This is a genomic window from Nitrosopumilus piranensis (genome assembly GCF_000875775.1).
GTDB lineage: Archaea > Thermoproteota > Nitrososphaeria > Nitrososphaerales > Nitrosopumilaceae > Nitrosopumilus > Nitrosopumilus piranensis.
Genome location: NZ_CP010868.1, coordinates 91,681 through 108,994 on the forward strand (window position 1 = coordinate 91,681; position 17,314 = coordinate 108,994).

Annotated in this window: 13 protein-coding genes, 1 tRNA gene and 1 pseudogene; 3 read left to right on the plus strand and 12 right to left on the minus strand. The window is 30.2% G+C overall.

Going from position 1 to position 17,314, the window contains the following annotated elements:
* Position 1: 1 nt before the first annotated feature.
* From hisC to NPIRD3C_RS00470, 5 genes are read right to left on the minus strand one after another with little or no spacing between them, the layout of a single operon-like run.
* Entirely contained in the window at positions 2 to 1,072 is a 1,071-nt protein-coding gene (hisC, locus tag NPIRD3C_RS00450; protein WP_148702339.1) for a histidinol-phosphate transaminase, read from the minus strand.
* Positions 1,069 to 2,334, minus strand: a complete 1,266-nt coding sequence (gene hisD, locus NPIRD3C_RS00455) for a histidinol dehydrogenase (RefSeq protein WP_148702340.1) — start codon at positions 2,332 to 2,334, stop codon at positions 1,069 to 1,071. The genes hisC and hisD overlap by 4 nt, the downstream gene beginning before the upstream one ends.
* The gene (gene hisG, locus NPIRD3C_RS00460) at positions 2,334 to 3,311 is read right to left on the minus strand and encodes an ATP phosphoribosyltransferase (RefSeq protein ID WP_148702341.1); all 978 of its coding nucleotides are present in this window, start codon (positions 3,309 to 3,311) and stop codon (positions 2,334 to 2,336) included. Before hisG ends, hisD begins: the two co-directional genes overlap by 1 nt.
* A gap of 36 nt (positions 3,312 to 3,347) precedes the next feature.
* On the minus strand, positions 3,348 to 4,604 hold the full coding sequence (locus NPIRD3C_RS00465) for a hydroxymethylglutaryl-CoA reductase, degradative (protein ID WP_148702342.1): 1,257 nt from the start codon (positions 4,602 to 4,604) through the stop codon (positions 3,348 to 3,350).
* Between the two features lies 1 nt (position 4,605).
* On the minus strand, positions 4,606 to 5,697 hold the full coding sequence (locus NPIRD3C_RS00470) for a PQQ-dependent sugar dehydrogenase (protein WP_148702343.1): 1,092 nt from the start codon (positions 5,695 to 5,697) through the stop codon (positions 4,606 to 4,608).
* An 83-nt stretch (positions 5,698 to 5,780) separates the two neighbouring features.
* On the opposite strand from NPIRD3C_RS00470, the gene NPIRD3C_RS00475 reads away from it, so the two are divergent.
* Both NPIRD3C_RS00475 and NPIRD3C_RS00480 read left to right on the plus strand, forming a co-directional pair.
* Positions 5,781 to 5,870 (plus strand) — tRNA-Met (locus tag NPIRD3C_RS00475).
* 403 nt (positions 5,871 to 6,273) lie between these two features.
* Complete coding sequence (locus NPIRD3C_RS00480; protein ID WP_148702344.1) at positions 6,274 to 7,101, plus strand: glycosyltransferase family 2 protein; 828 nt, start codon at positions 6,274 to 6,276, stop codon at positions 7,099 to 7,101.
* Positions 7,102 to 7,120: 19 nt separating this feature from the next.
* Here NPIRD3C_RS00480 and wecB read toward each other — a convergent pair whose 3' ends face one another.
* The 6 genes and pseudogenes from wecB to NPIRD3C_RS00515 form a co-directional block, all read right to left on the minus strand.
* The gene (gene wecB / locus NPIRD3C_RS00485) at positions 7,121 to 8,191 is read right to left on the minus strand and encodes a non-hydrolyzing UDP-N-acetylglucosamine 2-epimerase (RefSeq protein ID WP_148702345.1); all 1,071 of its coding nucleotides are present in this window, start codon (positions 8,189 to 8,191) and stop codon (positions 7,121 to 7,123) included.
* A 67-nt stretch (positions 8,192 to 8,258) separates the two neighbouring features.
* Complete coding sequence (locus NPIRD3C_RS10810; protein ID WP_148702346.1) at positions 8,259 to 9,167, minus strand: hypothetical protein; 909 nt, start codon at positions 9,165 to 9,167, stop codon at positions 8,259 to 8,261.
* 660 nt (positions 9,168 to 9,827) lie between these two features.
* Positions 9,828 to 10,622 carry an FkbM family methyltransferase gene (locus NPIRD3C_RS00495; protein WP_148702347.1) on the minus strand — a complete coding sequence of 265 codons (795 nt, stop codon included), beginning with the start codon at positions 10,620 to 10,622 and terminating at the stop codon, positions 9,828 to 9,830.
* A complete protein-coding gene (locus tag NPIRD3C_RS00500; RefSeq protein ID WP_148702348.1) occupies positions 10,619 to 11,638 on the minus strand; it encodes a glycosyltransferase family 4 protein in 1,020 nt (339 codons plus the stop codon). Before NPIRD3C_RS00500 ends, NPIRD3C_RS00495 begins: the two co-directional genes overlap by 4 nt.
* A 114-nt stretch (positions 11,639 to 11,752) precedes the next feature.
* Positions 11,753 to 12,720: pseudogene (locus NPIRD3C_RS00505) on the minus strand (glycosyltransferase).
* Between the two features lie 3 nt (positions 12,721 to 12,723).
* Positions 12,724 to 13,827, minus strand: a complete 1,104-nt coding sequence (locus NPIRD3C_RS00515) for a glycosyltransferase family 4 protein (protein WP_148702351.1) — start codon at positions 13,825 to 13,827, stop codon at positions 12,724 to 12,726.
* 230 nt (positions 13,828 to 14,057) lie between these two features.
* Between NPIRD3C_RS00515 and NPIRD3C_RS00520 the strand changes: the two genes are divergently transcribed.
* Positions 14,058 to 15,455: an MATE family efflux transporter gene (locus NPIRD3C_RS00520; RefSeq protein WP_160272834.1), complete on the plus strand. Its 1,398-nt coding sequence runs from the start codon at positions 14,058 to 14,060 to the stop codon at positions 15,453 to 15,455.
* 86 nt (positions 15,456 to 15,541) lie between these two features.
* Here NPIRD3C_RS00520 and tes read toward each other — a convergent pair whose 3' ends face one another.
* Positions 15,542 to 17,221 carry a tetraether lipid synthase Tes gene (tes, locus tag NPIRD3C_RS00525; protein WP_237087680.1) on the minus strand — a complete coding sequence of 560 codons (1,680 nt, stop codon included), beginning with the start codon at positions 17,219 to 17,221 and terminating at the stop codon, positions 15,542 to 15,544.
* Positions 17,222 to 17,314 lie beyond the last annotated feature (93 nt).

Consider the following 17,314-nt stretch of genomic DNA (forward strand, 5'->3'; position numbering starts at 1 on the left):
TTTATCCTAAAAGATCACGTATTGCTAAAAGAAATTTAGAATTCATTTCTTTGGTTCCAACTGTAACACGTAAACATCCTAGATGAGAACCAATCTTCCCTAGTTTACGTATGGAAATTCCTTGTTCGACTAGTGCAGCAAAAACACGCTTATCTGCGCCTTTTGCATCAAATAACACAAAATTAGCGTTGGAATCAAAGACAGTAAATGCATCATATTTACGTAGATTCACAATGATTTTCTTACGCTCACTTTTGATGATTTCTGCTGCCTCCCTCATTTGATCCACTTTTTCTAGAGAAGCAATTCCGGCCTCAATTGCAAGGGTGTTTAGAGGATAAGGGTATTGTAACACTTGATTGAAAACTTCAACTATTTTCTTGTTTGCAACAAAATATCCTAGGCGTAAACCTGCAAGACCAAATGCTTTGGAGAATGTTTTGACAACAATAAGATTATCATATTTTTTGGTTAATGAGACAGTTGATGAATCACCAAACTCACCATATGCTTCATCGATAATTACTAATCCATCGAATTTTTTGATCAAAGATTCTAGTTTATTTTTTGAGAATTGAAATCCAGTTGGATTATTTGGAGAGTCCAAGTAAAGGATTTGACATTTTTTCAAGTTAGCATTGAATTTTTCAATATCTAGTTTCATATCTGATGAGAATGGGATCTTGGTACAAGGAATTCCATATAGTTTACATCTTTCTTCAAAGAATCCAAATGTTGGATCTGATGTTAGAATCCTAGTTTTTTTGGATGCTAAGTTTGCTAAAAATAAATCCAAGATTTGATCAGAACCATTTCCAACACCAATCATTTTTTCAGGAACTTTAAGATATTTTGATAGTTTAGATACTAGTTTTTCAACTCCACCTAAGGGGTATTCTCTAACATCAGAATTTGCTCTAGCATAAGAAATGACATCTTGCTGAAATTTTTTGTTTATTACAAAGTTCTCATTAGAATCCAGTTTTAATACATCATCAAATTTCTCAGGTTTTTTGTAACCACCTATCTTTGCATATTCTTCTAGTTTTTTTGCATACCACGTATTTTTCATAGCAATCTACCTCTAACTGCCTCATAGTGATTTGGCAATCCTTCTGCTAAAGTAAAATTCTCCAAAGATTTTGATATTTTCTGTAAATCTTTTTTGCTAGTTTCTATTTTAGTTAAGAGTTTTACAAAGTCTAGAACAGATAAAGAACCTCGAGTTTTACCAAATCTGTTTGTGGGCAAGATGTGATTTGAACCTAGTAAATAATCACTAGCTGAAGATGGGCTGTTTTTTCCTGACAAAATCAAGCCTGGATTTTTTATTTTATTCCACTTTTTGACATTTTTACTGATAATTTCCAAGTGTTCAGGTGCCAGTTCATTTGCAATTTCAATAATGTCAGATGTCTTGCCAACACCAATGAATCCATTTGATTCAAGACTAGACTTTACAATATTTGAACGCTGCATATTTTTGAGTTTAGAGTTTACACTGGATTGAATCCTCTTTGCAATTGAGTTTGAGGTAGTCAGTGCATAACAAAAAGTATCTGAAGAGTGTTCTGCTTGAGAAATAAGATCTAATGCTGCAAGTTCAACATCTCCTTCTGAATCAATAATAACTCCTAGTTCAGTTGGTCCTGCTATCATATCTATTGATACATTATTACTAACTAGATATTTTGCCAAGGTTACAAATGAACCACCCGGTCCAACAATCTTGTCTACCTTTTTGATAGTACGCGTTCCGTATGTTAATGCTGCAATAGATTGCGCACCACCAGTTTTATAAATTTCAGTTGCTCCACAAACATCAGCTGCTACAATTGTTAATGGATCGATATTACCTGAAGAATCAGGTGGAGATACTATAACAATTCTTTTTACACCAGCAATTTTTGCAGGAATAACTGACATTATAGCAGAACTTGGATATCTTGCTGAGCCACCTGGAACATAACATCCTACACTATCAATAGGAACAAATGACTTTGAGAGTTTTGTTCCATTGAATTTTATTGTAATGTCTTTGAATTGACGTTTTACTGCAGATTCTGCTTTTGATAATCTTGATTTTGCAAGTTTGATTGCAGAGATGTCTCTTGTTGAAACTTTAGAGTATGCATTATCAATTTCACGTTTTGAAACTCTTAATGATGAAATCTTTCCTGCACCAAATTTTTTTTCATATTTTTTTAGTGCAGTGTCTCCATTCTTTTTTACATCTTTGAGAATGGATTCCACAATTTTCTGGTATTTTGAAGAGTTTTTTGTGCCTATTTTATTTAGAAACTGCTTTTTGTTAGTAATGGAAATGATTTTCATCAATTTTCTTCATCACGTTTGATCTCCTCAAGTTCCAAGATTTGTCGTGGTTCATGTACTACTAATCCTTGTGCAATCTTTCGTAATTTAGGAATTATTTTGTGAAATTCAGACTTTTTGATTACAGTATTGACTCCATACCAACCATCTTCACTTAGTGGACTAATTGTTGGCTTTTTCAATGATGAGATTTGTTTTAGCATATTTGGTAAATTCTTCTCTTCAACATTTAGGTAAATGTGCAGATATTTTTTGCCATGTACTGCTCCTCGCATCAAAGTTACAATATCAAAAATCTTTTCTCGTTTTGCTTTGTCTTTAAGTGATTTTTTGTTTACTATCAAGTGTGCAGTTGAAGTTAGAACTTCATCTACAATTTTGAGTTTATTTTGTTGTAATGTAGTTCCAGTTTCAGTCACATCCATAATTGCATCCACATCTTCTGGGGGTTTTGCCTCTGTTGCCCCAAATGATAGATGAATTTGAACTGATTTGTTAGTTCCAATACGTAGCCAAGGAGTAACAATTTGTGGATCTTTGTTTCCAAAGTATTTCTTGTAAGACTTGCAGTTCTTGATAAAACGAGATGCAGTTGTAAGATATTCAGAAGAAATTCTAAGAGTCTTTTTCTTTTTTGCATAATCGGCAATCATAGCATCTAGATTTTTGTATCGATAATTATCAGGAAATGCAATTACAAGTCGAATCTTTCCATATTCTAAATCTAAAATTGGTTCGACATCAGCTTTTGTTTCACCAACCCAATCTTTTCCAGTAATCCCTACATCGTATAATCCTTCATTAACTAGAGTTGGGATCTCTTGAGGTCTTAGCATCTTTACAACAATTTTTGGATCGTCAAGATATACTCTGTAAGTTCTATTCTTACGATTTACCTTAGTCCATGCTCGTTCCAAGAGCTTGAATGTAGCCTCCTCTAAACTTCCCTTAGGAATTGCAAATCTTACTTCGGACATGGTATCTCCTTTCAATTTGTCTATATAATAACGTCATTAATTTTGTTCAAGCAACTCTTTTGCTCTATTTACTGAAATGTTATTTTCTTCAATCATCTTAGAAACTATCTTATCAATCTGCTCAGTGGTGGCACCTGCGGCAGATGCTAGATTTCTTGCATGCAGTCTCATGTGTCCTTTCTGAATTCCATCAGTTGCAAGTGCTCTCATTGCACTAAAGTTCTGAGCCAATCCTGTTGCAGTAATTATACATGCCATCTCTTTTGCAGATTCTACACCTAGAATTTTTGTGCATATTTTTGCAATAGGATGAACATTAATGATCCCACCAACAATTCCAACAGATAATGGAATTTCCAAAGTTCCAACAAGATTTCCATCAGAATCTTTTTGCCATTCAGACAATGAACGATATTGTCCAGAGCGTGCAGCATAGGCATTTGCTGCAGCCTCGATTGCACGACTATCTTGTCCAGTAGCATTAGATACTGCAATAATTCCATTCATGATTCCTTTGTTGTGAGTTACTGCCCTATACACATCATGTTTTGCAAATTGATATGCACGGATCATATTATCTACAACTTCTTCTCCACCAATTGATTCTTTATCAAAGATAACAGTTGCCTTTACCATACGTCTTGTAGAATAGTTAGATAATATTCTAAGAAGTGTTTTTCCCCCAGTTAATTTTTCAATTAATGGTGCAACACCTTCACACATAGTATTGGTCACATTTGCACCCATTGCATCACCTACATCAATTAATAGTTCAACTATTAACATTGGTTCAAAATCTGTATCAAGTTTTTTGCAGATGATTTCTTTTGCTCCTTTTCCCATCTTAGAAAGAGTATTGCTTTTTGAATTAGCTATTTCTAGAATCTCTTGAGTGTTTTCCATAATTTTAGAAATAGCATTATCAATATCTGTACATAAAACTTGAATCTGCCCTATACTGTAAGATTCATCAGATGTCACTGCAAATCCACCTTTGGGTCTTGCAAGCTTGGCTGCTTTTGATGCTGCTGCAATCACAGAAGGTTCTTCAATCACCATAGGAACAAGGTAATCCTTATTGTTGATTTTGAAATTAGTTGCAACACCTAATGGAAGCGAAAATATTCCAAATGCATTTTCTACCATCTTATCTGCTTTGTCAAATGTAATTCCACCATAAGGTAACTCAAGTGATTTAATGTCATCGTCTGATAGATTTGCAAAATTTTTGATAACATCTAGTCTTTCTTTTCTTGATTTTTCAAAAAATTTTGGAATTGATGAATCAGGCATTTTACTTTAATATCCTCAATAATTTATCATCATTAGCATCTGGAAAACCTTTTCCATCAGTGTTAGAGGTAATCACGTAAAGATATCCATCGGGTCCCTGAACCACATCACGAACACGTCCAATTCCACTAAGTATGGATTTTTGAGAACTTAGTCCTTCTTCAAAATCTACCTGATACAAATTTGATGCCCTCATTGATGCCATAATGAATGGAAATTCAAAATCAAATTTATCACCAGTGTAAAATAAAATTCCCCCAGGTTCTATACTTGGATCATAACAGAGAAGAGCATTTTCAAAATTAGTACCTCCTGAACATTGCTGTTCAGGCCAACCATAATTTTTACCTGCTAAAATTACATTAATTTCATCATTTTTTTCAGGTCCAAATTCTGCAACATACAAGTTTCCATTATCATCCCACGTCATTCCTTGAGGATTTCTGTGCCCTAATGAATAAACAGGGGAATTTGAAAATGGGTTATCTTCTGGAATGGTTCCATCATCATTTAGTCTTAAAATTTTTCCAGACAAGGAGTTAAGATCTTGTGGCAAATGTGAGGAATCAGATACAGTACCAGTTCCTACGTACAATTTTTCATCAGGTCCAAATTTGATAAATCCTCCATTTGTAAAAGAAGAACCAGGTATTTTGTCAAAAATTGTTTCTGCATCTTTAAGTTTATTTTCAGATTCAGTTATTCGTAAGATTTTATTCCATAAATTTCCATTTTCTTCATAAGTCAAAAATACATAGATATAATTATTATCTAAAAAATTTGGATGTAACGTAATTCCCAATAGCCCTCCATCAAAGACATTAGCTGAACGTAATGCAGCAAGAGGAGATTCTAATTGTTTATCATTTTCAATAACTCGAATGAAACCATCTTTTTCTGTTACAAAAATTCGATTATCAGATACTGCAATAGAACGAGGTTTATCCAGATTTTCTGCTAAAATTATTACTGAATCACTCTTAGAATTAGAATTGGGTTCGGGTAATGGAATAGGATCAGATGGAGATGTTAAAACAAATATTGAAAATACAACAGCAATAACAACTACTGCAGCTGAAATTTTTTTATCCATAGAAATTCAAGTTTTTCAGTTCATATTAATTACTTTCAAGAATTCAATAAAGCGTATATACGGCTCGTGTTAATTTCTGGATTAGCGGGGTGGGGAAGCCAGACTATTTAGGGCTAGGTCATCCCGGCGGGCTCATAACCCGCAGTTCAGTAGTTCAAATCTACTCCCCGCTATCTGTAAATTTAGATATTTTCTCACATAATTATTGAAGTATTGTTTTCAAATTTTACCTAAAATTAATGAAACAAGAGTAATTCAAATAATAGTTTTAGGTGTGAGTTACTGTTTAAATTTCAAGATGCGAATAAATTATCTTTGAGATTATGTATTATTTTAGAATAGGTTGATCTACTTTACAATTATCGTCATGTATTATTTAGCAATTAAAAATATTCTAGCATAAAAGGTTGTTTTTCCATTATTTTTTAAATATGTAATCAGGCGCAATAACTGGTATTCATTACTAACAACCTTAGGATAATACACATCTCAAAAAATTCAGTCTCAAATAAGACAAAAAAGAAAAAAATAAATTTTTTAGGATCATATTTTTATCTCAACATTTTTTTTATAGGTATGGAAGTTACAGTAATCGTTCCAGCTAAAAATGAAGAAAAAAATATTTTTCACTCCATTAAAAGTCTCTTAGATCAAACAATAAAACCATTAAAAATAATTATTGTATTAGATAGATGTACTGACAATACTGAAAAAATTGTTGATGAATTAATTAATAAAAATAAAGGGATAATTAAAATTATTAAAAAATCAACAAAATATCCCAAAACTATCATCAAAGCTTATTGTATAGCTGAAACAATAAATGTAGGGTTAGAAAAAGCAAAACCTTTTTCAGAATTTATAATGATTGCGAATGCAGATTCCATATTTTCTAAAGATTACCTAAAAGAATGTCTCAATATTTTTACAAATGATGAAAAATGTGGCATGGTAGGATTTGCACATTATTCAAACATTTCAGGTTCGGGATATTTGATTAGAAGTTCAATTCTTCCAAACTTGAATAATCAGATTAAGGAATGTGCTGCAGAAGATACTTACATACAATTTTCTGTGTTAAATTTAGGTTATTCAATCAAGAATTTGAAAAAATCAACAGTTACACTTTTGAGAGAAAGGGGAGGAAATTCTATTTTTGAACGGATAAAATATTCATTTTCAAAAGGATATGCATCATACACATTAGGGTATTCGTTTGGTTACGAATTAGTTAGAACAATTTATTGGATACTGAAAGGAAATTTTTCATCGTTTGCAATTATTTTGGGTTTTACTTATGCACTATTAAAAAAAATCGAAAAATTAGACATAGCATCAACAGATATTGTTAAACAATGGCAGAAAAAAAGGATTAATTTAGAATTATTCAAAAAAACATTCTAAATTAATGCATGATTTTATTTTAATTTAGATATTGATAGATAAGTGACAAAATTTGGTCAGAAGAATGCCCATCTCCATAAGGGGAATTTCGGGGCAGTTTTAGTTTAGAATTATTGGTTTTATGTATTTCACTGATTATATTTTCTTTATTGGTACCAATCACTTTTGCAAATTTTGATTTTACAGATTCAGGCCTATCAGTTGTTTTTCGTACAACTAGAGCAAACTTCTTAATTGATGGAGAAGTAACTTCTTCTTGTATTCCACCAGAATCAGTAATTATAAATTTACAGGATTTCATAAGATACAAAAAATCAAAGTAGCCAACAGGAGAAATTAAAGTTACATTTTTAGATTTTTTTAATAAATCATACAAATTTAATTTTTTTAAATTTGATTTTGTTCTAGGATGAATAGGGAATATTATTGGTATAGGTGATTTAATAATAGCATTACATAAATTGCTTAAAGTTTTTGCGTTATCAATATTTTCTGCTCTATGTAAAGTTGTTAGTATAAATTCTGAAGGTGTTTCAATTTTTGATTTTTTTAATGAAGTGGGTAAATAATTTTCAATTGCATCAATAACAGTATTTCCGGTTACAAAAATTTTTCCATGAACATTTTCATTTATTAGAGATTTTTTTGCATTGGCAGTAGCAGCAAAAAGTAAATCAGATATATGATCAACCATAATTCTATTATGTTCTTCTTGCATGCGCCAATCATGACTTCGTAATCCCGATTCCACATGTGCGATAGGAATTTTGTTCTTTAAAGCAGCCAAAGAAGAACCAAGAACAGTATTAGTATCTCCTTGAACACACAGTATTGCAGGATTTATTTTTTTTATAACATCATTAATTTTTTTTATGATTTGACTAATTTGTAATGTAGGTTCTCTTTTTGTTAATTTAAATTTAAAATCAGGAGAAGGAAGTTCTAACTCTTCAATGAATTGTAATGACATATTATAATCATAGTGTTGACCTGTATGAACAAAAATCATATCATTTTTGATTTTTTTTATAATAGGCGCTAATTTGATAATTTCGGGTCTAGTGCCAGTCACCAAAAGAATTTTTTTCATCCCGTTTTTTATAAAAATTATCTATATAAAGATCAATTTTTTAAAACAAGAAATTATTTTTAACAAATTAAGATATATTATGAGATAATCTAATTATTTCAAATTTACCCTGTGCAAATAATATAGTTGATTTTAATGACGGGGATTTTTGTATGATGGATTTTAGGGATAAACCATTTTGGTCATTTGTATCAATAATAAATGTAAAAATCTGAAATTTGTTTACTACAAAAGACAATAAATTTGGATTTGAGGGAAATCCAGTGTAGTCTTTTCCCTTCTCCCAAACCTCTGGGGAGGGATCAGCAGCAAAAATTAATTTATTTGTGTAAAATGAGGCAGGGTAAGATAATGAGAATGGTACTACAGAAATTCTTTGAATATTTTTATTATCATTCACATAATTGAAACAAGCCAAAAGGTCTTTTGAAATTAGTCTTTTAGTTTTATTTGTTTGAAAAAAATATGCTAGCCTAAAGAAACACAATATCAAAACAGAAGAAATAAGGATTATAAAAATAGAAAAATCTAATCTTAAAATCATTTCAGAAAATATTACAGACAAAGGAATGATTCCATATACGAGATAACGATAGTTATCTCCAAATTTCCATAGTATTGATATAATCAAAAAAAACATTCCCCAAATTATTAAGAATGAATTTTCTAATGTAAGATCTATAAAATCATTAAAATAAAAAACTACTGGAAATAAAATCAACCAGGGTATTCTTTGTAAAATTTGTATTGGATTACCAAATTTTTTTGTGCCTTTATAATTTCCTTGTCTGAAATGATATCTAAGTATAGAAATATGTCCACAAAATATTTTTTTATAGAATCCCTTAGAAATAATGATAGTTGATATGATTCCCAAAGGTAATGAAGATAAAATAAAGAAAGAAATTCGATAGTCAATTATAAGAAAGATTATACTGATTGAAATGGAAGTAAAGAATAGTGACTGTGCAGCCATTTTATGACTCAAAAGAATTCCAACTACTGAAAAAATAGAGATTATGAGAAGTAATATGGAAAAATGAGAAATGGAGAAAAATACAGTTAATAAAAAGACATTAAGAAAAAACCAACCCATAGGTCTAGGAGTTACCGAAAATGATTCTATAATATTGATAGGAGTTATGGCATAAACTAATGATGAGATCAATGCTACCTCATATCCAAAAGTTTGACTTATGATATAGTATAGTAATACTATTGATGAAAAATCAAAAAGTATTCCAATAAATTGAGTAGGAGGTATTTTTTGTTTTCCAACAAATGGAGAAATTATTAGATGTAGAAGTGGTGGATATGAATAAGTACCTTTGAATAAAAACGAATTAAGAGTAGAGGGGATTTTTCTCTCATTCCAAATTTGTTTTGCGGCAGTTAAATTGTAGTATGAATCTACAGTATCGAGTTTAAGTATTATTTGAGGCAACATTCTAACTAATAACCCCACAACTAGTATTGTGTAAAAAATTTCATTGTGAAATTCCATATCTCAACATATTCACCCGTATTTTGTTATTAAAATAATTCAATTTCATCAATTGTTAAAATTTTTCATAATTCTTATTTAGGAACAGTTTAAAATGAATAAATCCTCACAGTACTAGACAATATTTGTTTTTTATTCTTCTTTTGTTTTTATACCAATAACAAATTCTTGATTGTTCAAAAGTTTTATCTCAAAACCATTCATAGATAGAATATCACTAATTTTTGGAATAAGATTTTTGTTGTGTATCTCTATGATAATTTTATTACATTTTTGTAGGGTATTTTTAGATCCATATAGACAATCAAGTTCAGCGCCTTCAATATCCACCTTTATCAATCCAATTTTATCATCAATATGAGAAATTAGATTATCAAGAGTTTCAGCCTCTACAGTTATCGAATTATTAAAATCATCACGAATTTCAGTTATTAAACTTGATAATGAAGACCAGCCATTTTTTGTTGCTAAGGTCAAATTTTTTTTTTCACTATATACTGCTTTGTTGAATAAAATAATGTTTTTCAGATTATTTAATTTGATATTTCTTTTAAGAATGTTATATGTTAATGGATGTGCTTCAATAGATATAATTTGGTTTTTTGGGTTTTGGTATGACATATCTATAGTATACTTTCCAATATTTGCGCCCACATCTATGAATATTTCATCTTTGCCAATATTGAAATATGGAGATAATGATGGTTCTCTATCATCATCAACCCAAATCCCATAATCATCATATCCACGCCTTACAAAAGATTTTTTTCCATTTTTAGTAACTATAATTTCTTTGGAGAGAAAGAAACTACTCATTTTAATGTTATGCCGAATCAGAAAATCATCCCTTTTTTTCTTACCCATCACTCGTAAAGGTATCCTAATCATAACGTAGATTATTTTTGCTAGTTCTACTTGAAAATTCATTTCACTCCCCACAGGCTTAGATAAGTATCGGATAATTTATTCCATGTCTGCAATTTTGCAAATTCATATCCTTTTTCAATTTTTTTTTCAGTTTCATCAAAATTATCAACATAATAAATTATTTTTTCTGCCAATTGTTCTGATGAGTTACATGTAATTGTCATGTCTAATGAATCTAGATAATCTTGTTTTAGAGGATTATCATAAACTGAAAATACTAATCTTTTTTTTATCAGAGATTCCAATATTCCCAAATATCCAGTGCAAAATACAAATTGGTTTTTATCAATAAATTTATCAGGATTAGTGATACCATGAATTTTTATATTTAGATTATTTTCTTCATTTAGTTTTATAATGGTGTCTTTTAGACTACCATCCCCACAAATATCAACTATCAAGTTTACTCCAATTTTATCTTTGATTAGTTTGATGGCTTTTATGAATAATAAAATACCCGTATCTTTTTCTAATCTGCCAATAAATGTAAATGAATTATTCGACACTTTTGTTATTTTTGATGGAATAACACCTCCATATGATATATGATTAGTTTTTGTTTTATACCACTTTACGATGTATTTTCCAATACAGATATTTCCATTTGTTAGTAACTCACTTAATTTTCTTAGTAAAAATATTTTTCTTGGTATTGGTACAAATCCCTCAAAGCCATGATAGGTGATAAAAACATGCTTAAAAGGAAATAATATTCTAAATGGCAAATAGTAGAAAACAAAAACTCTATAATCATGGCAATGAACTATATCAGAATTTTTTATCAATGTTTTATTTTTGTATAACCACTTCCAAGTATTAAGTAGATTTTCTAACGGGAATCTAATTATATTAATTTCATTAATTGTTTCTTGATCATGTAATTTTTTTTCATATTTTCGTGTCAAGACAGTAACTTGATGTCCTTTTTTAATAATTTCATTTGTTACTTGTAAAACATGTTTTTCTACACCACCTATATTGGGATAAAAATTAGGAGTTATCATTAAAATCTTCACACATCACATCTCCTAAATATTAATTATGAAATTGTAGCGTAATAATTCTTAGGATTGTCTTTGTTGATATTTTAATACAAAATTCAATCATGTGTTCTTCTTACCTCTATATTTTCAACCATGAAATAAAATCTTCTTTTTAAAAAATCCTGAATGTATTCCAAGAAATTGCCCAAGATTTATTGTAAAAAGTATAATCGGACCTTTCCAAAGAGCAGAAATTTCAGTGGTGACAATTTTAAGACCATTTTTTCTTTTAATAAAATACAAAAAATAGTAAAAACATCCCAAACTTAACGCAGTCGGTATTAAAATAGGACTAATTATGCCTACAAAAAGTAAAGAGATGAATGCATAACCTAAAACTAGTAATTTAGCATAATGTCTTCGTCCATATTTCTTATTCATTACAAGTCCTAAAATTCCATCACCTTTGGCATACAAATACCACTGTTTAAGAACAGCTTTCAGATTGTTTCGACATCTCCAAAAAACTACAGCATCTTTTGCAAATACAAAATTAAATTTTTGTTCTACAAGTCTTAAATCAAAAAGAGTATCTTCAGCAGTAAGAGAATTTTCAGGATATCCTTGGACTTTTTCCCAACATTTTTTACGAAAACAGATAGATCTGCTAGAAGGGAGAAATTCTTTTTCATTTATTTGTTCAATTTTTGGAAAGGTTAACTCTGCAAGAATTTTTTCAAATTTTGATTTAGCATCTGGTAAATAAAATCCAGATACAACATCTATATCGTCATCTATTTTTTCCACCAATTTTTCTAACCAATCTTTTTTTGGAGTAGAACCAGCATCAGTAACGGCGATAATATCGTTTTTTGTAGATTTAATTGCTATGTTTCTACCTTTTGCAATATTAGTATTTTTTTTTGGATTAGTTTTATAACAGAAGATCTTTTTGAGTAATCTTGAATTATAGATATAGTTTTATCTGTTGAACCACCATCTACAATAATAATTTCATCAGCTAATAATGTCTGATTTAGTAATGAATCTAACAGCGTTGAAATATTATCCTCTTCGTTTTTCACTGTACAAATAATTGAAATATTTTTAGTCATTTTTTACTTATTACCTAAATTTATTTTCACAAGTTCTTTTTCTATTTGAGGGGAAATTCCATCCCAATCATATTGAGATGAAAAGTTTAATCCTTTACTAATGAAATTATCAACTAAAGACGAATCAGTTAATAATTTTTTAATGGCAAATACTATTGAATTAGTATCATTAGATTTTATAAAAAACGTTACACCCTTATAGATTTTTGATCTCTCAAAGTTATCTGTAGTAATTACAGGAATACCACACGCCATAGCTTCTATATTGACTATTTCAAAACCATCCCTTAAAACAGGATTTATGAAAATATCAGCACTTCGTAAAAATTCTGGGATTTGATTTGGATGTTTTTTTCCTAACAATATCATATTTTTGGGAAAATCATATTTATCTTTCTGTTCTCCAATCAAGTAAAAATTAATTTCAGATAATTGTCTTGCTGCTTCTATCAGATAATCAATTCCTTTAATTTTTTCAATTCTACCTATAAAAATAACTGAGGGTTTTTTGAGAAGGTTGGATTTTTTACCAGATGTACAAAATATTTTTGTATCAATTCCATTTGGAATTATTTTTATTTTTTTTGCACCTCTTTTTTTTGCAAGTTCTGCAAGATAATCACTATAAGTTATTACCAAATTACTTTTTGATAATGCTTCATTTTCAACATGCAATCTAAATTTCCAAAACCAATTCCAATATATTTTGGGTAAAAATGTTCTTAACGAATCTTGAGTGATGAAATTTTCTGTATACAAACTATGAATATGAGATACTACAGGAACACCCAACCCTATCGAAGCATATGTATCATATGGATTATGTGCATAGAGGATATCAGGTTGGAAATTTTTAATATGTTTTTTAACTAATTGTTTTTTTTTATAAAGATAATAGTAAACCCAAAAATTTGTTTTTGGAACATTAAATGATGATATTGTTACAATTGGAAATTCAGTAGTGGTATTTTCATCTTGAAATCTTTTATGTGCAATTACCTGAATTTCATGTTTTTTCCCTAAGCGTTTTGTAACTTCATAAGAAACTCTTTCAATCCCCCCAGTAAACACATTACCAAACCTTCCTGTTACAACAAGTATTTTCATAATCTAAACAAAATTTATAATAATACTGTTTCAATAATGTTTTTCACAATACTTCATTTAGTACTAAAATTATCTTTATCGGTAGATTAAACAAATCAATGATTCTAAAGTAATAAAAACGGCAATATTCATTTTTTGTAGTGGAACCCATACGTCTTAGATATTCAGGAATTGTTGTTTTTTTATCCAAATTCTTGAGTCTTTTGACAGGGCTTATTTTTACAGTAATTGTGACAAATAGACTTACAGAAGCAGATTTTGGAATATGGCAGGTTATCCAAACGACTCAAGGATATACAATTTTTTTGATACCCATAGTATCGTATTGGACTGTTAGATATTTTTCTAGAGGTACAAATGTTGGTAGAACAAGTGCTATTGGATCATTAATTGTAGCTATTCCTGCAACAGGAATTTATTTTATTGCTACATCATTTTTTATTGGAACACTTGATGTATCAATTTTTTATTTTCTATTAGGATGGTTTCAAATTCCGCTTAGTTTTATGATCGGATCACTTGAATCAACAACACAAGGTACAAAACCTCAACGTATGAGTTATGCATTCATTATTTCTGAGGTCGCAAAAATTATTTTTGCAGTTCCTCTATTAGTTGTTCTTGATCAGGGATTAGATGTTATAATAACAATAGTGATAGCTACACAAATTGTTCAGATGTTAATGCTAGTTATGTACAACCGAGATTACCTTAAAGAAGAATTTAACTATCAAATAATGAAACATTGGTTAAAAATATCTTGGATGCCCATCCTAACAGCAGTTCCTGGTTTAATTTACACTTTTGATGTTGCAATTGTTACATACATTACAAAATCTACAGAAGTAATTGCATTCTACAAAGCAGCATTTTTGATTGCTAATTTAATAACATATGCACAATTTTTGGGAATAGCACTTTATCCAAAAATTATGAAAGGAGGTACATCCGAAGATATAGAATCAATTCTAAAACTTTTATTGATGTTTTTAATTCCTCTTGCCATAGGAACGTATTTTCTATCAGAACATTTGTTATTTTTGTTAAAAAATAGTTATCTAGAATCGTTTATGGCATTACAAATTCTTATTCCAAGTTCAATAGTAATTGTATTTTATTTATTTTTTGATAATATACTAACAGGTACAGTCCATACAGAAATTGAGAAAAATGTATCATTTAAAAAATTATTTAAAAGTAGACTGTTTTTAGTTTCAAAAATTGGAATATCTTGGTCGGTAGCATATCTCATACTTTTGTATTTACTTTTATTTTTTATTTCACCAAATATAGACGATTATAGTTCAATTTCAGCAATATGGGCCATCGCAACATTGATTTCTCTACTTCCATTTACAATCTACAAAGGAATTATTTCAAGAAGAATTTTGTATTTTCATATTCCATGGAATAGTTTAGGCAAATTTGCATTATCATCTATTGCAATGATAATTTCATTGTTAATTATTATGCCTCTTATTGATTTTGGTGTGTCTAAGATTACATTTGCATTTTTTATTGGTGGAGAAATAATTGTTGCAACAGGTGTTTATTTTATTATTTTATACACCATAGATAAAGAATTTAGATCAATGATAAAATCAGCCAAGAAAGCAATAACAGAATAAAAATTATGAAAAATATTTTGTCCAAAAATAACACAAAAATTTGTACACAAATGTATCTATTTTAAAATCTAATAATGAATTTTAGTTTACATTGTTGCTTGTGCTGCGTCATGGAACATCTGACTCTTTGCACAACCAGCAGCAAGTTCATCACCTGCTCCACGTCTCATAAGACCTCTGTATAGACCGTCTTCGAGCTTCACACCTTCTCTTTCTTCCCATTCTTCAACAGTGATAGAGTATTTCTTTTGTATTCTGTCTCTATACCATTCAGGGATTACATTAAATGCACAAAATGGAACAATTCTAAGGTCAGGAGTAACATAGTGAATATCACATCTTTGTAGTCTTTCCAAGTCTTCGTTGTATTTGTCTTGGAAGTGCATCATACCAAGGAATAGTCCTTTAACATGCCAAGAACCAACTGAATCAAATGATCTCTTCATCAAGATGTTACCGAACATTTTTGCCAAGTCTAATCCGGCTGGTTGTTTCTTTGAATCAACAAATCCTTTGAGTTTTCTGACAACTTCAAGCATTGTAAAATACTTGTTTTTACCAGAACGAATCTCTTCTGCTTTATCTTCAAACAATTCCAACATTCCTTGAATGTCACAGAATTTGGTTAATGGAACAAACTTCTTTGTTTCTTCATCCTCAAAGATGTATGTTCCTGCACCACAAGCAAAGTGAATAGATAATTCGTATTTTGGTTTGCTTGAGAATGCTTCAATTACATTTGTTAGTGGCATACAACTTGGTACTGGGAACCAATCATCAATAGTTACCTCACCATTTGTTTGCTCTTCAATTCTTTGAATACAATCAGGAACTGTAATTCTGTATTTTTCACGTTCAGTCTTACCCATTCTACCAGTAAGTGATACTGGTTGGAAGTTTACAGCGTGAACCACATCCATATTCTTTTGAGCATATCGAATAATTCCACCTAGTTCATGATCATTAATTGATTTGATTACTGTTGGAACAAATACTACAGTAGTTCCAGTCTTTCTGCAACTATCAAGTGCATATGGGATTTCCCAGTGATTCTTTGGGTTTGTTCTTGCAGTTACACCATCAAATGAAAGATACAAATTGTTACATCCAGCAAGCCTTACTTCACGTGCTGCCTCTGGATCCATTGCATGTCTAATACCGTTAGTGTTCATCTGAATATGATCAACACCTTCTTCTTTCATAATTTTGATAACATCAGCAATATCATCTCTAAGCATTGGCTCACCACCAGTAATTTGCATAGAGTTTCCTGGAATTGGTCTTTCTGCTCTTAGAGTCTTCATCATTCCTCTGATTTGAGTATGATCTGGTTCATACATGTAAGCACCTTCTAGACCCTTCTTTACATAAAAGAAACAATACCAACATGTCAAGTCACATCTGTTAGTTACAATCATGTTTGCAAGTCCACTATGAGACAAATGGTTTGAACATAATCCACAGTTATTTGGACAAGAACATTTGTCAATCATTACATTTGGAGCATGAGCACCTTTGCCATCCATCCAGTAAGTACTAAATTTCTTGTATAATTCGTAAGAACCAAAGTATAATTCCTCACATTCACCATGAGTTGGACAAACTTTGGACATGAATACTTTGTTGTCTCTCTCAAAGACTTCTGCATCCAAAATCATGTTACAATCTGGACAGATACTTTGAGTGAATCTGATAGTAGATTTTTTACCTAGATTTTTAGTGGTTTGATTAGATATCTGAATTAGAGCCATGCCTACATTGGGCATTTTTCCGAAATGGTATATAATGCATTTCATACTTGGCCTCGGGTGGAATTTAGGAACCAGGCATACGTGATTTAAATATCAAAACTAATCGAC

Coding starts and splice junctions, on each gene's coding strand:
- hisG (WP_148702341.1), bottom strand. CDS start 3,311: ATGTCCGAAGTAAGATTTGCAATTCCTAAGGGAAGTTTAGAGGAGGCT.
- wecB (WP_148702345.1), bottom strand. CDS start 8,191: ATGAAAAAAATTCTTTTGGTGACTGGCACTAGACCCGAAATTATCAAA.
- NPIRD3C_RS00470 (WP_148702343.1), bottom strand. CDS start 5,697: ATGGATAAAAAAATTTCAGCTGCAGTAGTTGTTATTGCTGTTGTATTT.
- NPIRD3C_RS00495 (WP_148702347.1), bottom strand. CDS start 10,622: ATGAATTTTCAAGTAGAACTAGCAAAAATAATCTACGTTATGATTAGG.
- NPIRD3C_RS00465 (WP_148702342.1), bottom strand. CDS start 4,604: ATGCCTGATTCATCAATTCCAAAATTTTTTGAAAAATCAAGAAAAGAA.
- NPIRD3C_RS00515 (WP_148702351.1), bottom strand. CDS start 13,827: ATGAAAATACTTGTTGTAACAGGAAGGTTTGGTAATGTGTTTACTGGG.
- hisC (WP_148702339.1), bottom strand. CDS start 1,072: ATGAAAAATACGTGGTATGCAAAAAAACTAGAAGAATATGCAAAGATA.
- NPIRD3C_RS00480 (WP_148702344.1), top strand. CDS start 6,274: ATGGAAGTTACAGTAATCGTTCCAGCTAAAAATGAAGAAAAAAATATT.
- NPIRD3C_RS10810 (WP_148702346.1), bottom strand. CDS start 9,167: ATGGCTGCACAGTCACTATTCTTTACTTCCATTTCAATCAGTATAATC.
- tes (WP_237087680.1), bottom strand. CDS start 17,221: ATGCCCAATGTAGGCATGGCTCTAATTCAGATATCTAATCAAACCACT.
- hisD (WP_148702340.1), bottom strand. CDS start 2,334: ATGAAAATCATTTCCATTACTAACAAAAAGCAGTTTCTAAATAAAATA.